Source organism: Rhizobium sp. BK176 (assembly GCF_024808055.1).
Genome location: NZ_JANUBV010000007.1, coordinates 126,658 through 152,123, shown reverse-complemented (window position 1 = coordinate 152,123; position 25,466 = coordinate 126,658). Strand labels below are relative to the sequence as shown.

The following is a 25,466-nucleotide window of genomic DNA, read 5'->3' as shown; positions in this document are numbered from 1 at the left end:
TAATGCGGGACCAATTCGCTTGCCGGTGGTCAGCAAAGGGACAATATTGTCGCAGACGCGCGGCAATTTGTCCTGCGAACGCCTCTTTCGATAGACCCTGGACTAGCCTCGAGTCCCTCTGGAGACGTGAATGCCATTTTGGAAGCAGTTTGTAGTTTGCGTTGTCGTAATTGCGGCCGGCTTTGCCGGATGGGTTTACTTTGTGCCTGGGGCCGGCGAGACGCTGCGTAAGGCCGGTTTTTCAGAGGTTTCAAAATTGGCGCCCAGCGAGGCTAGTTCGCAACCGGCCGCCGGCGGAGAGGGACAACGGCGGCGTGGCGGTGGCGGCGCCAATGCTCCGGTTCTCGTCGCCACTCAAGCTGTCGTCCGTGGTGTCGTCAATGATCGCTTGAGCGCCATCGGGACGGGAGATGCCATTCGTTCTGTGGTGGTCATGCCGCAGGCGAGCGGCACGATCCGCGAGATTCTGATCAAGTCGGGCGATAGGATCACCAAAGGGCAGGTTCTGGCAAAGCTGGACAGCGAAGAGCAAGTCATCGCTCGCGGCCAGGCTGATGTCGCGTTGAAGAGCGCTGTCGAGAAATCCAGCCTCTACCACAACATCAAATCCAGCGTGTCGCGCATGGATGTCTTCGATGCCGAGATCGCGGAGCAGGGTGCACGCTTGCAGTTGCAGGCAGCCGAACTCAATCTTGAGCGCCGCAGCATCGTTGCGCCGATCGACGGCATTGTCGGCATCATCCCGGTCAACATCGGCGACAACGTTTCGACGACGACACCGGTCGCGACGCTCGACGATCGGACCGAAATCCTCGTCGACTACTGGGTGCCTGAACGCTTCGCCAACACGATAACAGTCGGCCAGCCGGTCGAGGCGACGTCGGTCGCCCGACCGGGACGCGTTTTTTCAGGTGTGGTCGAAGCAATCGACAACCGTATAGACGCCGCAAGTCGGACGATGCGCGTGCGGGCCCGGATCGACAACGCCTCCGACGAGTTGCGCGCGGGCATGTCCTTCAATGTCGGAATGAAATTCGGCGGCGACCGATATCCGGCGGTCGATCCGCTTTCAGTCCAATGGGACTCGCAAGGGGCATTTGTTTGGCAGGTCGTCGATGGCAAGTCCGGCAAAGTGCGGGTCAGTATCGTGCAGCGCAATCCAGACTACATTCTCGTCAAGGCTGATCTGAAGGATGGCGACGCCATCGTTACCGAGGGCCTGCAGCGCGTCCGTGAGGGCGGCGCGGTGCGGGTTGCCGGCGAAGTCGCGTCGAATTCGGAGCCCGTCACGCAATGAACGTGATTGAAATGCAGGACAAGCCGGCTTCCGGCAAACAGACATTTACGGCGCTGTTCGTCCGGCGCCCGATCCTTGCGCTGGTTTTCAATGCCCTGATGATTGTCGCCGGCCTTGCAGCCTATGCCGGGATCGAAGTGCGCGAACTGCCTGATGTCGATCGGCCCGTCGTCACCGTTCGCACCACGTTCGACGGTGCCTCGCCGCAGACGATCGATCAGGAACTGACGAAGGTGATCGAGGGGGCGGCCGCGCGCGTCAGCGGCCTCAAGTCGATTTCCTCCAGCTCGCAGTTCGGCCAGAGCCGGGTGACGCTGGAATTCTCCGATTCCGTCGATCTCGCGGTTGCCGCAAACGATGTGCGCGATGCCATCGGTCGCATCGCCGATCGCCTGCCCGAAGAGGCGGATGCGCCACAGATCGTCAAGGCGGATTCGGATTCCCAGCCGATCATGCGCCTCGCAGTCACCTCGTCCAAACTCAACATGGACGATCTGACCCTTCTCGTCGAAAACCAGGTCATCGATCGCCTTGCCTCGGTCGACGGCGTGGCCGATGTCGAAACCTATGGCGACCAGGAGAAGGTTTTCCGCGTCGACGTCAACCAGAGCGAGCTCGCGAGTCGAGGGCTGACCGTCGGGGATCTCACGAAGGCGCTGTCGAGCGCGGCTCTTGACGTGCCCGCAGGATCGCTCAAGAGCCCGACGCAGACGATCGTCGTGCGTGCGATGGCAAGCCTGCAGACGCCGGAAGACTTCTCCAACGTCATCCTGCAGAACCACGTTCGCCTCGGCGATGTGGCGAACGTGACACTTGGGCCGCGCGACGGGCAGACGGCGCTGCGCTCGAACGGCGTCCCTGGCATCGGTCTCGGCATCATTCGCCAGGCGCAATCAAACACTCTGAACATCTCGAACGGCATCAAGGATGCTGTCGCCGAGCTCTCCAAGACGCTGCCTGAGGGCACGCGGATCGCCATCACCAGCGATGATGCCGTGTTCATCCAGGGCGCGATTCATGAGGTCGTGCTGGCGCTCATTCTCGCTGCCGTCATCGTCACCATTGTTATCTATCTCTTCCTCAGAGATTGGCGAGCAACGATCATTCCGGCGGTCAGTATGCCGGTGGCTTTGATCGGAACGCTGGCGGCTGTCTATCTCGTTGGCTTCTCGATCAACATCCTGACGCTGCTTGCGATCGTGCTGGCAACCGGTCTCGTCGTCGACGACGCCATTGTCGTTCTCGAAAACATCGTGCGTCGACGCTCGGAAGGCATGGGGCCAAGGGCGGCTGCCGTGCTTGGCACGCGCGAGGTATTCTTCGCCGTCATCGCGACGACGGCAACGCTTGCCGCGGTCTTCATTCCCTTGTCCTTCCTGCCGGGGCAGGTGGGTGGGCTGTTCCGAGAATTCGGTTTCGTGCTCGCTTTCTCCGTCGGCCTTTCGTCGATCGTCGCCTTGACGTTGTGCCCAATGCTGGCCTCGCGGATATTGACCAAGGAGATGCTCGAAGATCACGGCCTTCTCGGACGTTTCGGCACATGGTTCGCCGATGCCTACCGTTGGTCGCTGCATGCCTGCCTGAATGCCCCGCTGATCGTCATCGTCGCTTGCCTGATTTTCGCGGGTGCGGCGGTCCTCGCGTTCCAGACGGTCCGCAGTGAGCTGACGCCGAATGAAGACCGAGCGCTGGTGATGATGCGCCTGACGACCCCCCAGGGTTCCAGTCTAGAATACACGCGCGACAAGATGCAGCTGGTCGAAGAGTATCTTAAGCCGCTCGTCGACAGCGGTGATATCAGCAACATCTTTTCCATCTCCGGGCAGGGCGGACAGGTCAATAGCGGCTTCATGGTGCTGACATTGGCGCCTTGGGGCGAGCGTCAACGTACGCAGGCAGAGATCGTGACAGACATCAATCGCACGGCTGCGAGGGTCCCGGCGCTCCGTGGCAACGCCATCCAGTCGAACAGCCTGCGCATTCGCGGCGCCGGCAACGGCCTGCAGATGGCTCTTGTTGGCAACGATCACGAGGCGCTGACGGCCGCGGCCGCCCAATTGGTCCATGCACTGGACGCGACCGGGCATTACGATACGCCGAGATTGACCAACGAACCGACCCAGGCTCAGGTGTCTGTGACGATCGACCGCGAGCGCGCCTCGGATCTTGGGATCGACATCACCGGCCTTTCGACGGCCATGCAGTCGCTGCTTGAGGGGCGCTCGGTCGTCGACGTCTTCGTCAAGGGCGAAGCCTACCCGGTACTGCTCACCTCGAACACACGGCCGCTCGACGACCCGACGGATCTCGAGAATGTGTTCCTCAAGACCGGTGATGGCAAGATTGTCCCGATGTCGGTGATTGCATCGCTGACGGAAAGCTCGGTCGCACCGCAGCTGAATCGCGAACAGCAACTTGCTTCGGTTGCGATCACTGCGGGCCTGAGGGGTGGCCTCTCCCTCGGAGACGCGGTCAAGGAGGCAACTGAAATCTCCAAGTCGATCCTGCCCGCCGGCGCTCGCCTTGTGCCCCTCGCGGAGGCCGCAACGCTTGAGGAAAACTCGAGTGGCATGGCGCTGACCTTCGGCTTTGCCATCGTCATTATTTTCCTGGTTCTGGCCGCGCAGTTCGAGAGCGTGTTGTCGTCCGTCATCATCATGTCAACCGTGCCGCTCGGGCTTGCCTGCGCCGTGTTCGCGCTTGTTATCACCGGCTCCAGCCTCAACATCTACAGCCAGATTGGCCTTGTGTTGCTCGTCGGCGTAATGGCGAAGAACGGCATTCTCATCGTTGAGTTCGCGAACCAGCTGCGGGATCGCGGCGAGGAGGTGCGTGCGGCGATCGAAAAGGCATGTGCGTTGCGGCTGCGACCTGTGATGATGACCATGATCGCAACGATCCTTGGCGGTGTACCACTGGTCTTCGCGCATGGCGCCGGCGCGGAAGCGCGCATTGCCCTCGGCTGGGTGATTGTCGGCGGCCTCGGTTTTGCGACGCTGGTGACGCTGTACATTACCCCGGTGGCTTACTTGCTCATCGCGCGCTTTGCGAAGCCGCATGCTCACGAAGAGGAGCGGCTACACGAAGAAATGGCGCACGCCTCTCGTCCGCGCCCTGCCGCCAAGGCTGGACGGCTTCAGGCGGCCGAGTAAGCGAAGCGCGCCTTGAGCGGGTAAAATCCTGCGAGTTATAGCTTATAAAAAGTTGTAGAATTGGATGAATTTCCTCTCAATTTTAGATATTTTTTAAGCATGAGCGGTAATCATTCCCACAGAAGCCGATAGGTCCTCCAGCGTTTTGAGAGGATCACCCTGGCGCCTCGTTCAGGCGCTCCCGGACATGATCGTTCGCGGTACGGTTTGTTTGTATCAGTGTATTGTTGTGTTCGGAGTACAGTACCTTGAGCATTTATCGGCGCACTTCGGTGGATGCCGCGCTGTATGTATTGCGCGACATTGGTCGTGATATGACAAAGACCCAGAGGCAGGTGTCCACCGGCCTCAGAGTGGAAAAGGCGTCCGACAACGGTGCCTATTGGGCGATCAGTTCAACGCTGAAAACCGATCAGAAAGCCCAGTCAGCCATTCGCGACGCTCTCGGTCTTGCGGCTGCCACCATGGGCACAGCCTACAACGCCGTCGACAACGCGATCGATCTCGTGAGCGAGATCAAGGCAAAGTTGGTGGCGGCGACCGAGTCCGGCGTCGACAAGGACAAGATCAACACGGACATCGCACACCTGAAGGATCAGCTGCGGTCGGTTGCGCAGTCTGCCGAGTTTAACGGTGATAACTGGGTTGCGATCGACGATTCGGCTGATCCCTCCAAACCAAGGGAGATCCCATCTTCCTTCATCCGCTATTCCGACGGGACGGTGAAGGTCGACATGCTGAGCTACGAGGTCGATCTTGCCCCAGTTGGGGCGACGACATCGAAGGATGCCCGCTACCTGATCGACGATCGGACAACGGGCTCCGGTGAATATGGCGCTCTTACCTCCCAGTATTTCGCGACCGAGGCGGGAGCCTCACAAAACTACGTGATGTTGAAGGGCGCGGGGAATACGGCCGGGCAGGTCGAAATTGGTGTTTCGAGCAGCACGACGCAGGCGCAGGTGAAAGAGATGATCACCGTCGTCGACATGATGCTGAACCAGATGACGACAGTGGGTTCGGCCTTCGGCGCGCTCGAGAAGCGCATCAGCATCCAGAGCGACTTCGCGCAGTCGTTGGACGATTCATACGCCCGCGGTATCAGTCGCCTGATCGATGCCGACATGGAGGAGCAGTCGAGCCGGCTGCGTGCATTACAAACGCAAGAGCAGCTTGGCCTACAGTCGCTGAACATCGCCAACGCCAGCTATGACACGGTTCGCCAGCTCTTCCAGAACTTCTGACGGGTCGCCTTGCGATACAACCGTCGCCCGGATTCCGACGGGCGACGTGGGCACTTGGCTCATCGCTGTTGCTTGCGATCCGCAGTAGTTGTGCAATTTGCCCAATTTCCAGTGTCTGAAAGCGTCGGTTTCATCTTGTTGCCGCAATCCTTAATACTGGTCGCATCAACACCGAACTGGAGATCCGCCTGTCCATGATCAAGAAATTCATACTTTTGGCTGTTGCTGCAACTTACCTTAGCGCCTGCACCACGACCGACCCCTATACGGGCGAACAGAAGATGTCGAACACGTCGGGCGGCGCGCTGCTCGGTGCCGGCGTTGGCGCGCTTGCCGGCCTGGCAGTCGGCGGCTCGCCGGTAGGACGTCGCAATGCCGCGCTGATCGGCGCCGGCGTAGGCGCGCTCGCAGGTGGCGCGATCGGCAACTATATGGACCAGCAGGAATCGGAACTGCGCGCCCAGCTTCAGGGAACCGGAATCTCGGTGACCCGCCGCGGCGACAACATCATCCTCAACATGCCGTCCAACATCACGTTCGATGTCGACCAGGATGCCGTAAAGTCTGGCTTCTATCCGACGCTGAATTCTGTGGCGATCGTCCTGCGCAAGTTCAACCGCACGCTGATCGATGTGAACGGCCACACCGATTCCACCGGCAGCCTGCAGCACAATCAGGACCTGTCGCAGCGCCGCGCGATGTCGGTTGCCGATTATCTCGGCACGCAGGGCATCGATCCGCGCCGCGTTTCGGCCGTCGGCTTCGGTCCGTCGCAACCGGTCGCTTCCAACGCGACGGAAGCCGGTCGTGCTCAGAACCGCCGCGTCGAAATACAGATCGCGCCTGTCACCCAGAGCTGATCCAGCCTGCAGTCAACAGAAACGGCCGGGCCAACGCCCGGCCGTTTTCGTTATTGATGCATCGTCGCGCCCTTGGTGATCTTGTCGACGATCTTCTTCTCCGCCCGGATGGCGATGCCGACAACCTTGGCATCGTCAGGTGCGTATTCTGCAAAGACGGCCCTGTTGGCAACGTCGTGGCCGGTTGCAAACATCTCTTCGATGAACAGCGATGAGGTTACGCCGCGCTCCAGGGAGCGGCGATGGATCGCCGACATCGTCTCGTCCTCGGCCGATAGGACGATGATCGGCTGGATGGAAAGTGGATTGTAGAGATTGCCGGCGCGGTCCTTGTAGGCTTCGCCGATCATCTCGGGGTGCTGTCCGGCGATGCCGCTCATTAGAAAGGCAGTGACGTTCAGCTTCTGCCAGGATGCAAGATTGTTTCGCAGGACGATCGCAATTTTGGTATCAAACATTCCAGTCTCTTTCATACGGGTTCGAAAGTCGCGTTGGACCAGGATGTAAACAGTCACGCCTTCGAGGGTCTTGAACGTTTGTGCACCGAGCCCGGCGCAGACGGGATCGTGATTGCGCCGGCCTTTCCCGGAATCGAGCGGATGGAAGCGCAGTTTTCCGGCAAGGCGTTCGAGCCTCATCGCCACGATACCTACGCTCTCGGTGTGACGATGAAGGGCGTGCAGACGTTTTCGTATCGTGGCCAGCGGCGCTTCAGTATGCCGGGACAGGTGCTCGTACTCCACCCAGATGAGGAGCACGACGGTGGGGCTGGTACTGACGACGGGCTGCAGTATCGCATGCTTTATCTTGAGCCGGCGCTACTGCTCGAATGCCTTGGAGCGCAGAAGATCGGGCTTCCCTTCGTTGACGATCCTGTCATCCGGGATCCGATTCTTGCAGGTACGCTGCTCGGAGCCCTTACAGAGCTCGATCGCGAGCTCGACGAGTTGTTCGTCGACGATTTCGTTTCGCGTGTTGCGGGCGGACTTGCAAAACATGCGAAGGCTCCACAACGGCCGCTCGGCAGCGTGGCGTGGCAGCGCGCAAGATTGGCGCGCGACTATCTCGAAGCGCATGCCACGGAAGCCGTGCGATCCGGCGAGCTTGAGACTGTCACCGGTCTCGACCGCTTTTCTCTCTCCCGGCACTTTAGGGCGGCTTTTGCAACAAGCCCGCATCGTTATCTGCTCATGCGGCGGCTGCAGCAGGCGCGTGCGATGATCGGCGCAGGCGACGGGCTGTCTGATGTTGCGGCGGCGACCGGCTTTGCCGACCAGAGCCATCTCACCCGCCATTTCAAAAATGCCTATGGAATGACACCCGGCCAATGGGCGAGCCTTAGACGGACTTTTCCGCAAGGCCGGAGCGGCGTGCGATGAAGCGTGCCAGCATCGGGCCGGTGAACAGGATCACCAGGAACCGAGCGGTTTGCATCGCCATGACGAAGGGCACGTCGACATCGCTCGAAGCTGCGATGATTGCCACAGAATCGGCGCCGCCGGGGCTTGTCGCCAGATAGGCTGTGAGCGGATCGACACCTGCGAATTTGTGCAAGGCAAACGCCATGCAGCCACAGATCGACATCAACAGCAGGATAGAGGCAGCGACGCGCGGCAGTGCGCGAGCGGCGTGCATGACGATCCCGCGGGTGAAACGAAGCCCGATGTTCCAGCCTATCAGGGCATAACTGATCGCCAGCAGCCAGAGCGGAAGTTCGATCTTGAGTAGACCGAGGCCTTGAAGCAGGGCGCCAAGGACCAGAGGCACCGTGATCGTGCCGCCCTGAATGCGAAAACGCACCGCAAGGTAGGCGGACAGGCAGGTGAGTGCGATGGTCGCAGCCAGCGCCTGCCAGTCGACCGGTGGGAAGAGGATGAACGGCGGCGGTTCGCCACCATCGGCGGCGACCCAGAGGCGCGAGACGACCGAGGCCGCCACAGCGACGAAGACCACCCGGAGATATTGCATGAACGCGACGAGACGGGCGTCGGCACCATAGGCTTCGGACATGATCACCATCGCGGAGGCTGCGCCCGGCGAAGAGCCCCAGACCGCCGTCGTTCCGGGTAGAACCTGCCAGCGCGTCAGCAACCAGCCAAGACCGGCTGCGGCAGCGATGACGGAGAGGATCATCGCGAGAAAGAGTGGCGCGTCAGTGGCCATGGTCTTGAGGATGTCAACGGTGATGGCGCGCGCCATCAGAAAGCCGACGAGCGCCTGCCCGAAGAGGAGGGGCCAGCGCGGGACCTTGAGCGATCCCTGACCGATGGATAAGGCAAGGACAATCGCCGCCACCATGGGGCCGATCAGGAGCGAGGCCGGCAGCCCGAGCAATTCGAGCCCGACTACAAGCACGGTGGAGACGCTGAGCAGGAGGATCCACCGCGGCAGGCTGGCGTATTGAAAGAAGCGGCTGGCGTCGTGCAACGGCATGATTCCCATGCATGTCTTGCCAATGCTGGAACCGCGATCGAGCGAAACAGGGGAGCAGCACTGGCTGGCAAAAGAGGCCGGCCGAGGAGGCCGAAGGATATGTGCCGATATAGGCGCCGGCCGGTGAAGGGGTCAATTGCGAAATTCTGCAGACGCGATGTCAGAGGCTGACGCGCTCCGCGAGGAAGTCGAGAAGCGCTCGGACGCGCGCCGGCAGTGGGCCGCCCTGGCCAACATAGACGGCGTAGAATTCTTCTATGTCGCCGGGATTGATGTCCTCGAGAACCGCGACCAGCCGGCCGGCCTCGATATCGGCGCGAACGGTGAAGGTGGCGAGGCGAACAAGGCCAGCACCTGACAGCGCCATATATCGCATCGCTTCGCCGTCGCCTACCTGGACGCCTGGCGTAATCGGCAGCGCAATGGTCTCGCCGCCATCGAGTAACGGCCAGCCCCGAACGCTGCGCGCGTAGGAGAAGCCAACGCGGCGATGGTGCGTCAGGTCGGTAATGGTCTTCGGCTCGCCTTCGCGCTTCAGGTAGTCCGGCGATGCCACGATGACGTTGCGGGTGAAGCCGAGCTTGCGCGCAATGAGGCTGGAGCTCTTCAACGGTCCGGCGCGGATCGCGACATCGGCGCGATCCTCGACGAGATCGACGATGGCGTCTGTGTGCGAGACGTCGAGTGTGACGGCGGGATTAAGCGCCAGAAATTCGGAAACCAGCGGCGCAAGGATATGATGGCCGAAGGAGGCGCTGGTGTTGATGCGTATAGGCCCCGTGGCCTGTTCACCTGATGATGCGTAGCGTTCCGCCTCTGCGATATCAGCAAGGATGGAAACGCTGCGATCGTAAAAGGCGGATCCTTCAGGCGTCAGATGCAACTTGCGGGTCGAACGGTTGACGAGGCGAGCACCAAGGCGTGCCTCAAGGCGTGCTATGAGCTTGCTTACTGCAGACGGAGTCATTCGGCAGGCACGCGCCGCGGCCGTGAAGCCGCCGAGTTCGACGGCGCGCACGAAGACTTCCATTTCGCCGGAGCGATTGATGTCTTGCCTGCTCATGATGACTTCAATTCACGGATAATTTTCCTTCCGGCAATCTATATCACGGTAGATTCAGTGTCTATCTCTTCTGAAGTCCACACCGGAGACCGATCATGGAATACAGAAATCTCGGTGCATCAGGCCTCAGGGTGCCGGTTTTGAGCTTCGGCGCGGGAACATTCGGAGGCTCAGGCCCGCTCTTCGGCGCATGGGGAAATACCGACGCAGCCGAAGCCCGACGCTTGGTCGACATTTTGTTGGAAGCGGGCGTCAACCTTTTCGATACGGCCGACGTCTATTCGGCCGGTGCCTCCGAAGAGGTCCTTGGCCAGGCGATCGCTGGTCGGCGCGACGCTGTACTGATCTCAACCAAGATCGCATTGCCGATGGGCGATGGACCGGCGGATTGGGGAACGTCGCGCTCGCGACTCATACGTTCCACGGACGAGGCGTTGAAGCGCCTCGGCACGGACTACATCGACCTGCTGCAACTCCATGCATTCGATGCTTCGACACCCATCGAAGAGGTACTCGCAACGCTGGACGGGCTGATTGCTGCAGGGAAAATCCGCTATGTCGGCGTCTCGAATTTCGCGGGATGGCAGTTGATGAAGTCGCTCGGGATTGCCGAGCAGCATGGCTATCCGCGCTATGTTGCACATCAGGTCTATTATTCGCTGGCGGGTCGTGACTACGAATGGGAACTGATGCCGCTCGCCGCCGATCAGGGCGTCGGCGCATTGGTCTGGAGCCCGCTTGCCTGGGGCCGTCTCACCGGCAAGATCAGGCGCGGTCAGCCGTTGCCGGAGGGCAGTCGGCTGCACCAGACGGCAGAATACGGGCCGCCGGTCGATGACGAGAAGCTCTACGATATCGTCGATGCATTGTTCGAGGTTTCCGAAGAGACGGGCAAGACTGTCCCGCAGATCGCCCTCAATTGGCTTATCGGCCGCCCAACCGTTTCCAGTGTCATCATCGGCGCGCGCAACGAGGAGCAGCTGCGGCAGAATCTCGGAGCTGTCGGGTGGTCATTGTCGAAGGAGCAGGTTGAAAAGCTCGATAACGCGAGTGAAGTTACCGCGCCTTATCCCCACTTTCCATACCGCAGGCAGGAAGCTTTTGCGCGGCTCAACCCGCCGTTGGTCTAAGGGCGCACGATAGGGGACGGTTCTACCCGATCATGCACTAGACAGGCGCCATCTCTTGTCTCATACCAACCTGCCTCCGGGTGTGAAGGTGAAGGAGATCAAAGAGATGGCGCTCAAGGATGCAAAATCCGGAACACGCAACGAGGCAGGCATCGCCGCCGCTCTTGGTATTCTGAAACAGAGCTTTGGTGAGCGCTTCCAGACCGGCGAGGCGTTCCGTGCACAGCACGCGCATACCACTACCTACATCCCGGCTCAGCTGCCAGACGGCGTGCTTTTTGCAGAGAGTGCCGACGATGTGAAGGCTGCAGTCAAGATTTGCGCCGAGCATAAGGTACCGGTCATTGGCTTCGGCACCGGCTCGTCGCTGGAAGGGCAGGTCAATGCGCCGAATGGCGGTATATCGATCGATTTCAGCCGAATGAATCGGATTCTTGAAGTCAATGCTGAGGATCTTGACTGCACCGTCGAGCCCGGTGTGACGCGTGAGGAATTGAACACTTATCTCCGTGATACCGGTCTGTTCTTTCCGATCGATCCCGGAGCAAATGCTTCGATCGGTGGCATGACCTCCACGCGGGCCTCCGGAACGAATGCCGTGCGTTACGGCACGATGAAGGACAATGTGCTCGCGGTCACGGCGGTGACAGCAAATGGCGAGGAAATCCGCACTGCGCGACGCGCACGCAAGTCGTCCGCCGGCTACGACATGACCCGGCTGTTCGTCGGAGCTGAAGGCACGCTTGGCATGTTGACGTCCGTGACGCTGAGGCTGCAGGGCATCCCGCAGAAGATCGGCGGTGGCGTTTGTGCCTTTCCGACCATTCGAGCCGCCTGCGACGCCGTGATCATGACCATCCAGATGGGTATTCCCGTCGCCCGCATCGAACTTTTGGATGCGCTGCAAATTCGCGCCTGCAATGCCTATTCGAAGCTGAACTACGAGGAGAAGCCGACGCTCTTCCTCGAGTTTCATGGTACGGATGAGACCGTTGCTCTGCAATCGGAACAGTTTGCCGAGATCGCCTCCGAATGCGGGGGTGGCGCGTTTTCGTGGACCGTTAACGCCGAGGAACGCAGCATGCTCTGGAAGGCAAGGCACGATGCGTATTGGGCATCGCGTGCGCTGGCGCCGGAAATGGCTGCGCTCTCGACGGATGTCTGCGTGCCGATTTCCCGTCTTGCCGATTGCATCGGCGAGACGCAGGCCGATATAGAGCAACATGGCCTGTTGGCGATGATCGTCGGACATGCCGGCGATGGGAATTTCCATGTGCTCCTGTTGTTCGACGACAAGACCGACGAAGGTATTGCTGTCGCTGAGACCTTTGTCGGCAGGCTCAATGCCCGCGCTTTGGCGATGGACGGCACGTGCACCGGCGAACACGGCATCGGCCAAGGCAAGATGGCGTTCCTCGAAGAGGAGCTTGGCGGCACGGTCGATCTCATGCGGCAGGTCAAGAAAGCGCTCGATCCGGACGATATCTTCAATCCCGGAAAGATATTCCATATTGCCTGAAAACGAACACTCTGTTGCGCTTGTCTACCAGGCGAGACCGACCGAGAGGGAAATAACCGGGCATGAGGAGAATTCATCTCGGAATCAAGTAAATAGAGCACGATGTTGCCGGAAAGCGGCTTCACAGCTTTCGGTATGATGCTCTAGTGTCCGCGATGGATTCCCAAATGGAGAATTGTTGAGTTGGTAGGCCGGTTCCTCGTCTTTTTGGGCGGAGTGATTGTCGTAGCGCTGTTCGTGGCGCTGCTGGCGCCGTTGTTTATCGACTGGACGGACTTCCGAAAGAATTTCGAGGATCAAGCAAGCCGGATCATAGGCAAGAAAGTCGTCGTGCACGGTGCGGTGGATGCGCGCCTTCTGCCGTTTCCATCGGTGACACTGCATGACGTGCGCGTCGGGCAGGAACTCGACGGGTCGCCCCTCGTGCAGGTCGAGCAGTTTTCGATGGATGCCGAACTCGCGCCGTTCCTCTCCGGCGAGGCGTTGATCTTCGACATGCGCGTGGTCAACCCGAAGGTAAAGCTGAGGCTGTTGAAGGACGGCACGCTCGACTGGACACGCGGCAGCCAGCCTGAAATTCCGGCCAGGACGGTTGTTCTTGAGAACGTCCATGTCAGCGGCGGCGATGTTCAATTCATCGACGACCAGTCGGGGCGCTCGCGGCACGTTACCGGCCTGAATGCCGAAATGTCGGCCAAGTCGCTTGCCGGTCCATGGCGGATCGAAGGTGATGCGGCGCTTGATGGCGCGCACGGCAACTTCACGATCGCCAGCAATCAGCCGGACGAGAACGGAATCCTGCGGATGCGTACGCAGTTGCAGCCCGACAAGCAGCCGGTGACGGTCGATCTCGACGGAGAACTGAAGCTCGTCGATCGCCGGCCGAACTATCAGGGAACGGTGTCGGCTTCGATTGAGAACCGGGATGGCAAGAAGACCGCCAAGGGCGATCTGCCTCCACGCCTGAAAGGGAAGTTCGAGCTTACCAACGAGAGCGTTCGGATACCGGAATATCGGCTGGAGGTTGGGGCGGCAGACGATCCCTATGTCGTCACCGGCGAGGCGACGCTCGATACGGGAAGCAAGCCGCAATTCCTGCTGATCGCAAACGGCCAGCAGATCGATGTCAATCGCATCGGTAATCAGGGCGCGAACGGCAAGACGACCCGCGATGCCGGCCTCTCGGCTCGACAGCGATTGAACGCGCTGATCCAGATAGTTTCACAGGTGCCGGTACCGCAGGTGCCAGGGAAGGCGAGCGTTCGCTTGCCGGCCATCGTTGCGGGCGACACGACGATCCGCGACATTCAGCTCGATGTCCAACCCGCTGGCAGCGGCTGGACGATCGACAATGCGGTCGGCACGCTTCCCGGTCGCACACAGGTCGAAGGCCAAGGCAAGCTCAATCTGCAGGGGCAGGCGTCCTTCGTGGGGCAGATGACAGTGGCGTCCAATCAGCCCACCGGTCTTGCGGCCTGGCTCGCCGGTTCCGTGGATCCGGCGATCCGACAGCTGAGGCAAGCGGGTTTTTCCGCCGATGTCAGCCTCACCCACGACCGCCAGACATTCGACAACCTGGAGATTGCCGTCGGGCAGGCGACGCTCAAGGGCAGGCTGGATCGCCAGGCTGCGGCCAATCAGACGCCGACGCTGGATGTCGCGCTTGCCGGCGACGCGCTCGATCTGGATGCGCTGCGTGCGCTGACAGGATTGCTTACCGGTCAGGACGCGGGCGACAATGTGCTTGATCACAAGATCGCTGCGCAGCTGAAGGCCGACAAATTCACGGCCTTCGGCGTCGAAGCGGCCGATGTCGAGACAAGCTTTACAATTGCCGATGGCGCCTTGGCGGTCGAGAAGCTTTCGGTCAAGAATCTGGCGGGCGCCGAGGTGACTGCGACCGGTCGCGCCGAGGGATCGCTGCTCGATTACAAAGGCTCGGGGGAAATCACCTTCAAATCAGCCGATCCGGGCTCCTTCTTCACCATGCTCAAGCAACACCTGCCGCAGCATCCCGTCATGGATAGGCTCGTGCGCAATGCCGCCTGGTACACGAATACTGCTTTGCGTGGTGCCCTGACGCTTGGCGGGGACGAGGGCGATGGCCTGACCCTGACATTGGCCGGCGTGAGCAACGGGAGCCGCGTCAATCTCGACTACCGAATGTCGGACCTTCTGGCTCTGACAGGCAAGGGCACCACGAGCCTTGAGGCGACGCTCGAGAACAGCGTCACCTCCATCCTGTTCGGGCAGGCCGGCCTTGATCCGCTGCCGGTTGAAGCCGACGCCAACGGGCGTATGACCCTCAAGGTGCAAGCCGAGGGAACAGAGCCTGCAGACGCGCAGCTGACGTTTGCCACCGACCGCACCTCGTTTACCGCCGGCGGCAAGGTCGACGTCCGGCCGCAAACCTTCATGAACGGGCAGCTTGCGGTTTCGCTGGAGAGCGCGGACCTTGATCCGTACCTTGTCATGAACGGCATCGCTGTCCCGCAAATGGGTACGGGCCTGCCGTTCAAGTTGACGACAAACGCGACGATCGACGGCGACAAGATTGCCCTTGCTGACGTTGCCGGCCATGCCGCCGACAATGAGTTCAGCGGCGCGCTGACCCTAGACCGCAAGGCCGAGACGACGACGGCAACTGGCGAATTGGCGCTTTCAAAGGCTGATGCCGCCTGGCTCGGAGAAGCCATCTACGGGCCAATGACGGATGCGGCGACCGGCAACCTGTCAGCGGGGGGGCTCGGCTTGCCCGTCTTCAAGGACATGGACGTCAGCCTCAAGCTCTCCGCCAAGCAATTCTGGCCAGGCTGGTCGGGCGCGATTTCGGATTTCACATCCGATGTGGCGTACAGGGGCGACGAACTACAATTGAACAACATCAAGGGAGGCTGGGACGGCGGCAGCCTCGACGGCAGTCTCCTCTTTACCAATGCCAATGGGACGGGCTTCTTCCAGACGAAGCTGGCGCTGGCGAATGCGGACCTTGCCGCTGTGGTGTGGCCGCGCGACGGCGCGCCCGTGGCCAGCGGCAAGTTCGGACTGGGGCTCTCCATGGAAGCGTCCGGCAAATCCATGAAGGATATCGCCGGTTCGCTGAACGGCTCCGGGGAGCTTCGGCTCGGTGAAACGAGCGTTCGCGGGCTCAATCTTGGGATGCTGGCGCCATTGCTGGCAGCCACCGATCCGATGCAGGATCAGCTGAATGCCGGCAAGGTTCATCCGATCGTCGAGACCTTGCTCAACAACGGCGAAGCGAAGCTGCCGCCGACTGCCATCCCGTTCAACGTTACAGATGGTGTGCTGCGCTTTCAGAACGTCAGCGTGACGACCGATCAGGCGAAGGTGGTTGGCAACGGCCAGATCGACCTGCCGCAAGAGCGTATCAACGCATCACTCAATATTGCGCTCAATCCAGGCAGTGAGGTGCTTCCAGGTGCCGAACCTGCGATCCGCCTGGACTTTTCGGGGCTGCTCGCGTCGCCTGGCCGAACCATGGACGTCACCGATATCACCGGCTTCCTGTCCTTGCGTGCCTTCGAGCGTGAACGCCGGCGTGTCGAGCGCTTGCAGTCGAACGTGCTGGAAAAGCAGCGACTGCGCCGCGAAGTTGCTCTCTACAAGTTCAATGATCTGGAACGCCAGAAGGCCGCGGCCTTCGAGGCGCAGCGGCAGGCCGAGGAGCAGCGTTTGAGAGACCTAGCCGCCGCCCAGGCAGAGCGTGAGAGGCAAGCTGCCGAAGCGAAAGCAAAGGCGGAGGCCGAGGCAAAGGCGAAAGCGGACGCAGCGGCGCGCGCGAAGGCGGCGGAGGAAAAGGCTGCCGCAGATGCTGCGCGACGTGCACAGGAGCAGCTTTCCGTTCCCCCAGAGAACTCGCTCAATTTCGGAACCGTACCGGGGCTGCCCGGTGTGCAGATGCCGCAGTAGTAGCGGCGGCCACATCGAGGAAGATCACCGCAGGTGTTGCCACGTGCTATCTAACGGCACCCTCAGCTTTCAGCCAGTGCAGCACATAGACACGTAGCGCAGATGATAGGTTGCTCTCGGGCTGACGCTGATCGTCAATGTCAGAGATCAAGGCTGCGAGCGGAATGGCACGCGCCTTGGCGATCATGTTCAGTTCGGCCCAGAATTCGTCTTCCAACGAGAAGCTGGTGCGATGTCCGTGTAGCGTGGCCGAGTGCTTGCGGATCATCGCAAGGCTTCGTAATTCGATTCAAGCGGGTGATGTCCTGAATCCGGACGGCCGTTCAAGCGATTGATCCAGGAATCTTTTTTACTTTCCTGGATACTCATTTGTCGTCGTCGGATTTCTCGATGTGGCCCTGCTGATGCGAGCGTTCGGCCTTCTCGTTGAGCGCCTTGGTGAGCTGCTTCTCAACCTTGGTACGGCCGAAGGAAATACGGTTTTGCTCGGCCTGCTTTTCCTTGTTGGCGCGGGCCTGCTTCTTTTTGAACTGACGGAGATTGACGACTTCGGCGGTCACGGCTGGCCTCGATCGGAATTGAAAAAGGGAAGCAGTTGCTTCCCTCGGTTTTACTGCTTCTTTCGGAAGGCGTCGAGCGAGACGACCGAACCGGGCTTCTTTTCCTCGCCGTCGGCTTTGGCGGCGGGTGTTTCCTCCGACTTCTCGGATGCCACCGGATAAGCGGTAATCTCTGCGGCGGGAAGCTCGTCGCTGTCGGCGAGAGGCACGTCGAATTCGAGCTCGAAGTTCACCGAGGGATCGTAGAAGCCGCGAATCGCATTGAATGGAATGAAGAGCTTTTCCGGAACATCAGAGAAGGAAAGGCCGATCTCGAACGTCGTCTCCGTGATCTTCAGTTCCCAGAACTGGTGCTGGATGACGATGGTCATCTGTTCCGGATATTTCGCCTTCAGGTGTTGCGAGATGCGAACACCGGGCGCGCCGGTAAGGAAGGTGATGAAGAAATGATGCTCGCCTGGCAGGCGGCCCGTCGCGGCAACTTCGGACAATACCTTGCGGATGACGCCACGCAGTGCGTCCTGTGCCAGAATGTCGTAACGGATGTGATCCTGCCCCATGCTTTCCTGTCTTTCGTTAGGTTCGGACTCGTTTCCCAAGGCTGTATGGCATGCCAAGACGCCCTGGAAAAGGCCTGAGCCGAGTCATGCTTGACCAAACCATACATGATTTGCGCGCAAGGGAGAAGGTGAAGGCTTCTGTTGCCAGGTGCCTTCGGACCCCGCCTAGAGGTGCGAACCACTAGGGCTTTATTTGAAGTGTCACACCGCGATTAAGCAGCGAGACGAGCTTCCGCATAGTTGTCGTTTGCAACTACAATTTTAGCCCGATAACGGCGGTACAATGCCGAGCAAAAAGACGATCTTTACACCCTTGTCGATCCTGTTTCGCCCCCATCAAAAGCCGGCCATCTCATTGCTGGGCCGCCGGTTTTTGGTGGAGGCGCCGGGTACCGCCCCCGGGTCCAATAGGTTTATTACACCGCTCATTTATCGCCATAGCCGGCCCGAAGACCGGCATGGGTGATATAGTGTTTTCCGTCAGGGATGGGAAGAGGTGTTGTCACAAAACCGTGTGGTCCGCTCAGAAAGCGAGAGGACGCTCGGCAGCCTAAGAGAGAGAGAGAGAGAGAGAGATCACCTTCCGATCGTGAAGGCGCCACGCTTTCAACATACTGACGATCCCGGTCGCTGCTCCGACTATCGCTACAAACAAGCCAAGGAGAGAGATGCAGGGAAGCGGCGGGCATCAAAGGCTTCGGCAACCTTCGCATTGAACGTCAAATCGCCAATAGGCTGATCCTAGTCAGCGAATGGATACGTGGGCGCTGATCGTGACGGAGATTTGTCGGGATAAAGCCCGCGCGACGATTGGTTTCGATGAGCGAAGCGCTTAAATAAGCTCAGAACGGAATCGGCGGCGAACGATGAAGCAGTATCTCGATCTTCTGAAGCATGTGATGGAACACGGAACCGATCGCGGCGATCGTACCGGCACGGGCACGCGCTCTGTGTTCGGCTATCAGATGCGGTTCGACCTGCAGGAAGGCTTTCCGGTTCTTACGACAAAGAAGCTGCATCTGCGGTCCATCATCCACGAGCTGCTCTGGTTCCTACGTGGCGACACCAATATCCGCTACCTCAAGGACAATGGCGTTTCGATTTGGGATGAATGGGCGGACGAGAATGGCGATCTGGGGCCGGTCTATGGCGCGCAGTGGCGCTCGTGGCCTTCGCCGGATGGCGGCCATATAGATCAGATCGCCAAACTTGTTGCCGGCATCGTCAAGAATTCGAACTCGCGCCGCCATATCGTTTCTGCGTGGAATCCTGCCGAGGTCGATGACATGGCGCTTCCGCCATGCCATTGCCTGTTCCAGTTCTACGTCGCCGACGGCAAGCTTTCCTGCCAGCTTTATCAGCGCTCCGCTGATATCTTTCTCGGGGTGCCATTCAACATTGCCTCGTACGCTTTGCTGACGATGATGGTGGCGCAGGTTGCCGGTCTGAAACTCGGTGATTTTGTGCATACGCTTGGGGATGCGCATCTCTATCACAACCATTTCGAGCAGGCGAAGCTGCAACTGACCCGCACGCCGAAGCCGTTGCCGTTCATGCGGATCAACCCCGATGTGAAGGATATCTTCGGCTTCAAGTTCGAGGATTTCGAGTTGGTCGGCTACGAAGCCGACGCCAGCATCAAGGCCCCGATCGCGGTCTGATTGGAGAGGTCGATGTCTGACATTCGCAAGACGATCGTGGTCGCCGTTTCCGAGAACGGCATCATCGGGCGGGATGGTGACATGCCATGGCGGCTCTCCACCGATCTCAAGCGCTTCAAGGCGCTGACACTGGGCAAGCCTGTTGTCATGGGGCGGAAGACCTATGACTCCCTTGGTAAGCCGCTGCCCGGGCGACCAAACATTGCGATTTCCCGGCAGTCTGCCGCGGTAGCGAATCCGGACGTGCATATGGCTCGTTCGCTGACCGAGGCCATCAGCCTTGCAGAGGACCTTGCCAAGCAAAATGGTGGGAGCGAAATCTGCATCATCGGTGGTGGGCAGATCTATGAGCAGGCCATCGATCTCGCCGATCGGCTGTGCGTGACGCATGTCGAAACCGCGGTCGAAGGCGATACGTCATTTCCGGCGATTGACCCAGCGCTCTGGAGGGCGACGGAGACGATCGACGTGCCTGCAGGCGACAAGGATAGCTATCCCACGAAATTCGTGGTCTATGACCGGCGCTAACCGCTGAAAACCAACTATTTTCCAATAAATATCGTCAAGTTCCTCATGCTGCGTTGAAAGCAGATGCGGCGATACCTATAACGGTCACGATCGCAGCTATCCGCCGCCCCCGTGGGTTAGGCGATCGGAGTTCAACGAATAAGAGGTTTTGATGCCCTGGAGCAATCAGAATGGCGGCGGCGGCCCTTGGGGCGGCGGCGGCGGTAACAATCAGGGACCATGGGGGCAAGGGCCCAATCGCCCGCGCGGTGGCGGCAAGGGTGGGCCGCCTGATCTTGAGGATATTATCCGGCGCGGTCAGGACCAGCTGCGCAACATTGTGCCTGGCGGGTTCAACGGCGGCGTGCTTGTCATCGTTGCGGCGATTTTGGTGGTGTTCTGGCTCTTCCAGTGCATCTATATCGTCCAGCCGGACGAGCGCGGCGTCGAACTGCGTTTCGGCAATCCCAAGGAAGAGGTTTCGACCCCGGGCCTGCATTTCCACCTGTGGCCGATGGAAACCGTCGAGATCGTCAAGGTGACGATGCAGCAGCAGAATATCGGTGCGGCATCGACGTCGACATCCTCGTCGAGCGGGCTGATGCTTTCCGGTGACCAGAACATCCTGAACGTTCAGTTTTCAGTCTTCTTCACGGTCAGCGATCCCAAGGCCTATCTTTTCAACGTGGAGAACCCGGCTGAGACGCTGCAGCAGGTCGCCGAAAGCGCCATGCGCGAAGTTGTCGGTCGCCGTCCGGCCCAGGATGCCTTCCGCGACAATCGTCAGCCGATTGAAACGGAAGTCGCCAACATCGTCCAAGGAACCATGGATCGCTACAGGGCTGGTATTTCCATCGGCGCCGTGACGATTCAGGACGTGGCTCCGCCACGTGAAGTCGCCGATGCCTTCGAAGAAGTGCAGCGAGCCGACCAGGACAAGCAGCGACTGGTCGAAGAGGCCAATCAGTACGCCAACCAGAAGCTCGGTCAGGCGCGCGGTGACGCCGCCCAGATCCGCGAAGCGGCAGCGGCCTACAAGAACCGCGTGGTCAAGGAAGCCGAAGGTGAGGCTCAGCGCTTCTCGTTCATCAACGAACAATATGCGAAGGCGCCCGAGGTCACTCGTACACGTCTCTTCCTTGAAACGATGGAGCAGGTTCTGAAGAATTCCAAGAAGGTCGTGATCGACGAGAAGCAAGGGGTTGTGCCTTACTTGCCGCTTAATGAGATCGGCAAACCGGCGCAGCAGGGAGGTTGAGCCATGACATCGAACAGGCTTCCCCTCATTCTCGGCCTTCTCGCCGTCGTCTTGATTGCGCTCTACTCGTCGGTCTTCGTCGTGAATGCGCGTGAGCAGGCGATTGTTGTCCGCTTCGGTCAGATCCAGTCGGTGAAGACCGAGCCGGGTATCTACTTCAAGTTGCCGTTTGCCTTCATGGATGCCGACCGCGTCCAGATCGTGGAACGGCAGGCACTGCGCTTCGACCTCGACAACATTCGTGTTCAGGTTCGTGGCGGCGCGACCTTCGATGTTGATGCCTTCGTGGTCTACGACATCAGGGATGTCCGCAAGTTCCGCGAAACCGTCTCGGGCGATCGCGAGGCCGCGGAGGCACGCCTTCGCACGCAACTCGATTCTTCGCTTCGACGTGTCTACGGTCTGCGCGACTTCGATGCTGCACTGTCTGAAGAGCGTGTGGCAATGATGCTTGAGGTTCGCGACGACTTGCATCGCGATGCTGAAGATCTTGGTCTCAACATTCAGGACGTCCGCATCCGTCGTACGGATCTGACGCGCGAAGTCGCGCCGAAGACCTATGACCGGATGCGCGCCGAGCGTCTTGCCGAAGCTGAACTCCTGCGTGCGCAGGGTACGGAAGAGGGTCAGCGTCGCCGGGCTATCGCAGACAGGCAGGTGGTCGAAATCACCGCCGAAGCGCAACGCGATTCTGAAGTCCTGCGCGGTCAGGGCGACGCCGAGCGCAACCGCTTGTTTGCGGATGCATTCAGCAAGGATCCTGCGTTCTTCGAGTTCTACCGTTCGATGGCCGCTTATTCGACGGCTCTGACCTCGCAAGACACGACGTTGGTGATCTCGCCGAACTCGCAGTTCTTCCGTTTCTTCAACGATGCAAGCGGCGCGCCTCGAAACGCAGCGCCGGCGATGCCGACAGCACCGACCAACTGATCGCCGCGTTGCGACGCCTGACAAAAAAATGCGAAGGCCGGCTAATCTGCCGGCCTTTTTGCGTGGCGGCACGAGGGCTGCGAGCGCGGTGAACAGGATTGCACGGGATTTCGCGAAAAGGTGATTTCACCCTCCATCATTCCGCCTTATGCTGGTGCTCAGAGTGCGTTTTATTTGAAATGAGGATGCTTGATGGCCCCGACGACCCGCCCGACCTTCAGACGATCGCTCGCTCTCCTGGCCGGCGCCGCACTTCTGGCAAATGTTGGTTTCACCGGCTCGGTGCAAGCGCAGGGCACGCCGCCGATGAACGGCCCGGCATCCGTTGCCGATCTCGCAGAAGGCCTCCTCAATGCCGTTGTAAACATTTCGACTTCGCAGAATGTCAAGGATGACGAGGGTGTTGGCCCGGCCCCGCGCGCGCCCGACGGTTCTCCCTTCCAGGAATTCTTCAACGACTTTTTCAACAAGCAGAAGGGTAACAAGGGCGGCAACCACAACGTCAATTCGCTGGGATCGGGCTTTGTGATCGACCCTCAGGGCTACATCGTCACGAACAACCACGTGATTGAAGGCGCCGACGATATCGAGGTCAATTTCGCGGATGGCACTAAGCTGAAGGCGAAGCTGATCGGCACCGATACCAAGACCGATCTTTCGGTGCTGAAGGTTGAGCCAAAGGCGCCGCTGACGGCCGTGAAATTCGGCGATTCCAGCGGAATGCGCATCGGTGACTGGGTCATGGCGATCGGCAATCCGTTCGGCTTCGGCGGGTCGGTGACTGTCGGCATCATTTCGGGACGCGGTCGCAACATCAACGCCGGACCCTACGACAACTTCATCCAGACGGATGCGGCCATCAACAAGGGCAATTCCGGCGGCCCGCTCTTCAACATGAAGGGTGAGGTTATAGGCATCAACACGGCGATCATTTCGCCGAGCGGCGGATCGATCGGTATCGGTTTCTCGGTGCCGTCGGAGTTGGCTGCAGGCGTCGTCGAACAGTTGCGCGAGTTCGGCGAGACGCGCCGCGGGTGGCTCGGTGTCCGCATTCAGCCGGTTACCGACGATGTTGCTGACAGCCTCGGCCTATCGAGCGCCAAGGGTGCGCTGGTGGCGGGCGTCATCAAGGGTGGTCCCGTTGATGACGGTTCGATCAAGGCTGGCGACGTCATCCTCAAGTTCGACGGCAAGCCGGTCAACGAAATGCGTGATTTGCCGCGCGTGGTGGCGGAAAGCCCCGTCGGCAAGGAAGTCGACGTTGTCGTGCTTCGTGACGGCAAGGAGCAGACCGTGAAGGTGAAGCTCGGCCGCCTGGAGGATAGCGATCAGGCCGCCTCGAACGATGCCGACGCCAACAACAAGGGCGGTGTCATCAATCCGGATCCTGATGAAAACCAGGATATGGATGAGCCCGATGACCAGCAGACCCAACCCATGCCGGATGGCAAGGGCAAGACGGATCAGGCTGCACCCGATGCAACGAATCCGAAGAATGTACTCGGCCTGTCGCTGTCTGAGCTAAGCGCGGAGACCCGGAAAACCTTCGGTATCGCTGAAAGTGTCGATGGCGTGCTTGTCGCTGAGGTCGCAGCCGGCTCTTTGGCGGCGGAAAAGGGCTTGAAGCCTGGTGACGTGATCGTTGAGGTGGCGCAGGAGTTTATGCGCTCGCCCGAGGCCGTCGCCGCGAAGGTGCAGTCGCTAAAGCAGGAAGGCCGGCGGAACGCGCAGATGATGATCGCGTCGGCAAACGGCGACTTGCGCTTCGTAGCTGTGCCGATGGAGTAGCGAGACGAGGGCTCGCTCATCCCTCAATAAGCGTCAAATGGCTTCGTCGTCGGAAGTCCGTGCGGCGACGAAGGCAAGCGGCACCAACTTCTTATGGTGCCGTGCGCCGGCAATTGGCGTTAGCGGATCCCGCATTCCCATTGCTGACGGCTGATCGTGTAAAGAACGTGGCGTTTCAGATGCGGATGCGTGTCCGGAATGCTGGGGTGGTCGAAATCGCGATCAGGTTCATGATGCAAGCCAAGCCGCTGCATGACAGCGGTCGAACGATGGTTGTCGGTTACAGCAAACGAAACGATTTCGCTGGGGTCGAACTCGGTGAAGCCATGGCGCAGTGCGGCCATTCCCGCTTCTGTCGCATATCCGCTGCCCCAGTGCCTTTTCGCGAGACGCCAGCCGACTTCGATCGTGCCCGCTGGCAGAAACGGTTCGAGCTTGGGTCTCCAGAGACCGCAGAAACCGATCGGCTCATTGGTTTCCTTCAGGGCTATCGCATAGAAGCCGAGGCCGGTCTCGGCGATACTGTCGCGGATCGTGTCGAGCATCGAATCCGCTTCAGCGCGGTCGCGACGGAAGGCGAAGAATTCCATCACCTCAGGATCGGAGTTGATCTCGTGGAACAGCGGCCGATCACCGTCGGTCCAGTTGCGCAAAAGCAGGCGATCGGTCTCTAGGATTACCGTCATGGCACTACGAAATCGGTCTTGCGGTAGCCCTGGATATAGAGCAGGGCGCTGAGATCGCCGTGATTGATCTGTATCTTCGCCTGGGCTGCGACGGTTGGTTTAGCGTGCAAAGCGACGCCGGATCCAGCCAATTGAAGCATGCCGAGGTCGTTGGCGCCGTCGCCAACGGCAATGGCGTCGTCGGGAGAAATGCCGAGCCTTTCGGAAATGTCGTTCAGCGCATCGACCTTGGCTTGCTTGCCGAGGATAGGTTCAGAGACGAAGCCGGAAAGAACACCAGCCTCTTCCAGCAGAACATTCGCGCGGTTCTCATCGAAGCCGAGCGTCTTTGCGATGGGGCCGGTGAAGACGGTAAAGCCGCCGGAGACCAGCGCTGTATAATGTCCCTTCGACTTCATGGTGGCGATCAATTCTGGGCCACCTGGAGTGAGCGTGATGCGTCTGGAAATAACGTCGTCGACGACCGAGATCGGTAGCCCTTTCAAGAGCGCAACGCGCTCACGGAGGGCTGGTTCGAAAGCGATCTCGCCGTTCATGGCGCGAGCCGTGATCGCGGCGACCTTCTCCTTTAGCCCCACTTCGGCAGCGAGTTCGTCGATGCATTCCTGGCCAATCATGGTTGAGTCCATATCGGCGATCAGAAGTCTCTTGCGGCGTGTCTCGGCATCCTGGATGACGAGGTCGATGGCAGCGCTGCCGATGGCGGCGAGAATGCCGGCTCGAGCGGCTTCGACGTCGGCTCCATCCCTCAGTGCGATATCGCAGGCAATTCCGTCAGCCAGCCAGTAGAGGCCGGAAGCTTTCACTGCATCGGTCGCCTGCTCGGCAATCGACTGCGTGAGAACAGGATTTGACGGATTGGCAACAAGCGTGGCAACGAGGGCCATG

21 protein-coding genes and 1 other RNA gene are annotated in these 25,466 nt (G+C 60.0%); 13 read left to right on the top strand and 9 right to left on the bottom strand.

Annotation, left to right across the window (positions count from 1 at the left end):
- Positions 1-130 precede the first annotated feature (130 nt).
- From FHT76_RS21665 to FHT76_RS21650, 4 genes are all read left to right on the top strand, one after another.
- Positions 131-1,297: an efflux RND transporter periplasmic adaptor subunit gene (locus FHT76_RS21665; RefSeq protein ID WP_183860866.1), complete on the top strand. Its 1,167-nt coding sequence runs from the start codon at positions 131-133 to the stop codon at positions 1,295-1,297.
- Positions 1,294-4,449, top strand: coding sequence for an efflux RND transporter permease subunit (locus tag FHT76_RS21660; RefSeq protein WP_183860864.1), 3,156 nt, complete (start codon positions 1,294-1,296; stop codon positions 4,447-4,449). The genes FHT76_RS21665 and FHT76_RS21660 overlap by 4 nt, the downstream gene beginning before the upstream one ends.
- A 248-nt stretch (positions 4,450-4,697) precedes the next feature.
- The gene (locus FHT76_RS21655; protein ID WP_016554481.1) at positions 4,698-5,693 is read left to right on the top strand and encodes a flagellin; all 996 of its coding nucleotides are present in this window, start codon (positions 4,698-4,700) and stop codon (positions 5,691-5,693) included.
- A 194-nt stretch (positions 5,694-5,887) separates the two neighbouring features.
- The gene (locus tag FHT76_RS21650) at positions 5,888-6,553 is read left to right on the top strand and encodes an OmpA family protein (protein WP_183754638.1); all 666 of its coding nucleotides are present in this window, start codon (positions 5,888-5,890) and stop codon (positions 6,551-6,553) included.
- A 50-nt stretch (positions 6,554-6,603) separates the two neighbouring features.
- Here FHT76_RS21650 and FHT76_RS21645 read toward each other — a convergent pair whose 3' ends face one another.
- Entirely contained in the window at positions 6,604-7,011 is a 408-nt protein-coding gene (locus FHT76_RS21645; RefSeq protein ID WP_016554479.1) for a DUF2000 family protein, read from the bottom strand.
- A 33-nt stretch (positions 7,012-7,044) separates the two neighbouring features.
- On the opposite strand from FHT76_RS21645, the gene FHT76_RS21640 reads away from it, so the two are divergent.
- Entirely contained in the window at positions 7,045-7,932 is an 888-nt protein-coding gene (locus FHT76_RS21640; RefSeq protein WP_183860863.1) for an AraC family transcriptional regulator, read from the top strand.
- Here FHT76_RS21640 and FHT76_RS21635 read toward each other — a convergent pair.
- Both FHT76_RS21635 and FHT76_RS21630 read right to left on the bottom strand, forming a co-directional pair.
- Positions 7,892-8,986: an AbrB family transcriptional regulator gene (locus tag FHT76_RS21635; protein ID WP_183861403.1), complete on the bottom strand. Its 1,095-nt coding sequence runs from the start codon at positions 8,984-8,986 to the stop codon at positions 7,892-7,894. The two genes, FHT76_RS21640 and FHT76_RS21635, sit on opposite strands and share 41 nt — an antisense overlap.
- A gap of 160 nt (positions 8,987-9,146) precedes the next feature.
- Complete coding sequence (locus FHT76_RS21630) at positions 9,147-10,049, bottom strand: LysR family transcriptional regulator (RefSeq protein ID WP_183860861.1); 903 nt, start codon at positions 10,047-10,049, stop codon at positions 9,147-9,149.
- A 95-nt stretch (positions 10,050-10,144) separates the two neighbouring features.
- On the opposite strand from FHT76_RS21630, the gene FHT76_RS21625 reads away from it, so the two are divergent.
- The 3 genes from FHT76_RS21625 (at position 10,145) to FHT76_RS21615 (ending at position 16,628) form a co-directional block, all read left to right on the top strand.
- The gene (locus FHT76_RS21625) at positions 10,145-11,179 is read left to right on the top strand and encodes an aldo/keto reductase (protein WP_183860859.1); all 1,035 of its coding nucleotides are present in this window, start codon (positions 10,145-10,147) and stop codon (positions 11,177-11,179) included.
- Between the two features lie 106 nt (positions 11,180-11,285).
- Entirely contained in the window at positions 11,286-12,698 is a 1,413-nt protein-coding gene (locus tag FHT76_RS21620; protein WP_259185883.1) for an FAD-binding oxidoreductase, read from the top strand.
- Between the two features lie 183 nt (positions 12,699-12,881).
- Positions 12,882-16,628, top strand: a complete 3,747-nt coding sequence (locus FHT76_RS21615) for an AsmA-like C-terminal region-containing protein (protein ID WP_259185875.1) — start codon at positions 12,882-12,884, stop codon at positions 16,626-16,628.
- 46 nt (positions 16,629-16,674) lie between these two features.
- On the opposite strand, the gene FHT76_RS21610 is transcribed toward FHT76_RS21615, so the two are convergent.
- The 4 genes from FHT76_RS21610 to ssrA all read right to left on the bottom strand — a co-directional run bounded on the left by FHT76_RS21610 (position 16,675) and on the right by ssrA (position 18,245).
- Positions 16,675-16,896, bottom strand: a complete 222-nt coding sequence (locus FHT76_RS21610) for a ribbon-helix-helix domain-containing protein (RefSeq protein WP_183860855.1) — start codon at positions 16,894-16,896, stop codon at positions 16,675-16,677.
- A gap of 97 nt (positions 16,897-16,993) precedes the next feature.
- Positions 16,994-17,188 (bottom strand): DUF4169 family protein, encoded by a 195-nt coding sequence (locus FHT76_RS21605; RefSeq protein ID WP_183754649.1) that lies wholly within the window; start codon positions 17,186-17,188, stop codon positions 16,994-16,996.
- 50 nt (positions 17,189-17,238) lie between these two features.
- A complete protein-coding gene (locus tag FHT76_RS21600) occupies positions 17,239-17,748 on the bottom strand; it encodes an SspB family protein (protein WP_016554469.1) in 510 nt (169 codons plus the stop codon).
- A 127-nt stretch (positions 17,749-17,875) separates the two neighbouring features.
- Positions 17,876-18,245, bottom strand: a transfer-messenger RNA (tmRNA) gene (gene ssrA / locus FHT76_RS21595).
- Positions 18,246-18,614: 369 nt separating this feature from the next.
- Between ssrA and FHT76_RS21590 the strand changes: the two genes are divergently transcribed.
- From FHT76_RS21590 to FHT76_RS21570, 5 genes are all read left to right on the top strand, one after another.
- A complete protein-coding gene (locus tag FHT76_RS21590) occupies positions 18,615-19,409 on the top strand; it encodes a thymidylate synthase (RefSeq protein ID WP_259130334.1) in 795 nt (264 codons plus the stop codon).
- 12 nt (positions 19,410-19,421) lie between these two features.
- Positions 19,422-19,937: a dihydrofolate reductase gene (locus FHT76_RS21585; protein ID WP_183860853.1), complete on the top strand. Its 516-nt coding sequence runs from the start codon at positions 19,422-19,424 to the stop codon at positions 19,935-19,937.
- 151 nt (positions 19,938-20,088) lie between these two features.
- A complete protein-coding gene (hflK, locus tag FHT76_RS21580; RefSeq protein ID WP_016554465.1) occupies positions 20,089-21,174 on the top strand; it encodes an FtsH protease activity modulator HflK in 1,086 nt (361 codons plus the stop codon).
- A 3-nt stretch (positions 21,175-21,177) separates the two neighbouring features.
- Positions 21,178-22,104, top strand: coding sequence for a protease modulator HflC (gene hflC / locus FHT76_RS21575; RefSeq protein ID WP_114713142.1), 927 nt, complete (start codon positions 21,178-21,180; stop codon positions 22,102-22,104).
- Positions 22,105-22,296: 192 nt separating this feature from the next.
- Positions 22,297-23,892, top strand: coding sequence for a DegQ family serine endoprotease (locus tag FHT76_RS21570; protein WP_183860851.1), 1,596 nt, complete (start codon positions 22,297-22,299; stop codon positions 23,890-23,892).
- 119 nt (positions 23,893-24,011) lie between these two features.
- Here FHT76_RS21570 and FHT76_RS21565 read toward each other — a convergent pair whose 3' ends face one another.
- Entirely contained in the window at positions 24,012-24,578 is a 567-nt protein-coding gene (locus FHT76_RS21565) for a GNAT family N-acetyltransferase (protein ID WP_183754656.1), read from the bottom strand.
- Positions 24,575-25,465, bottom strand: a complete 891-nt coding sequence (serB, locus tag FHT76_RS21560) for a phosphoserine phosphatase SerB (RefSeq protein WP_183860850.1) — start codon at positions 25,463-25,465, stop codon at positions 24,575-24,577. The genes FHT76_RS21565 and serB overlap by 4 nt, the downstream gene beginning before the upstream one ends.
- Position 25,466 lies beyond the last annotated feature (1 nt).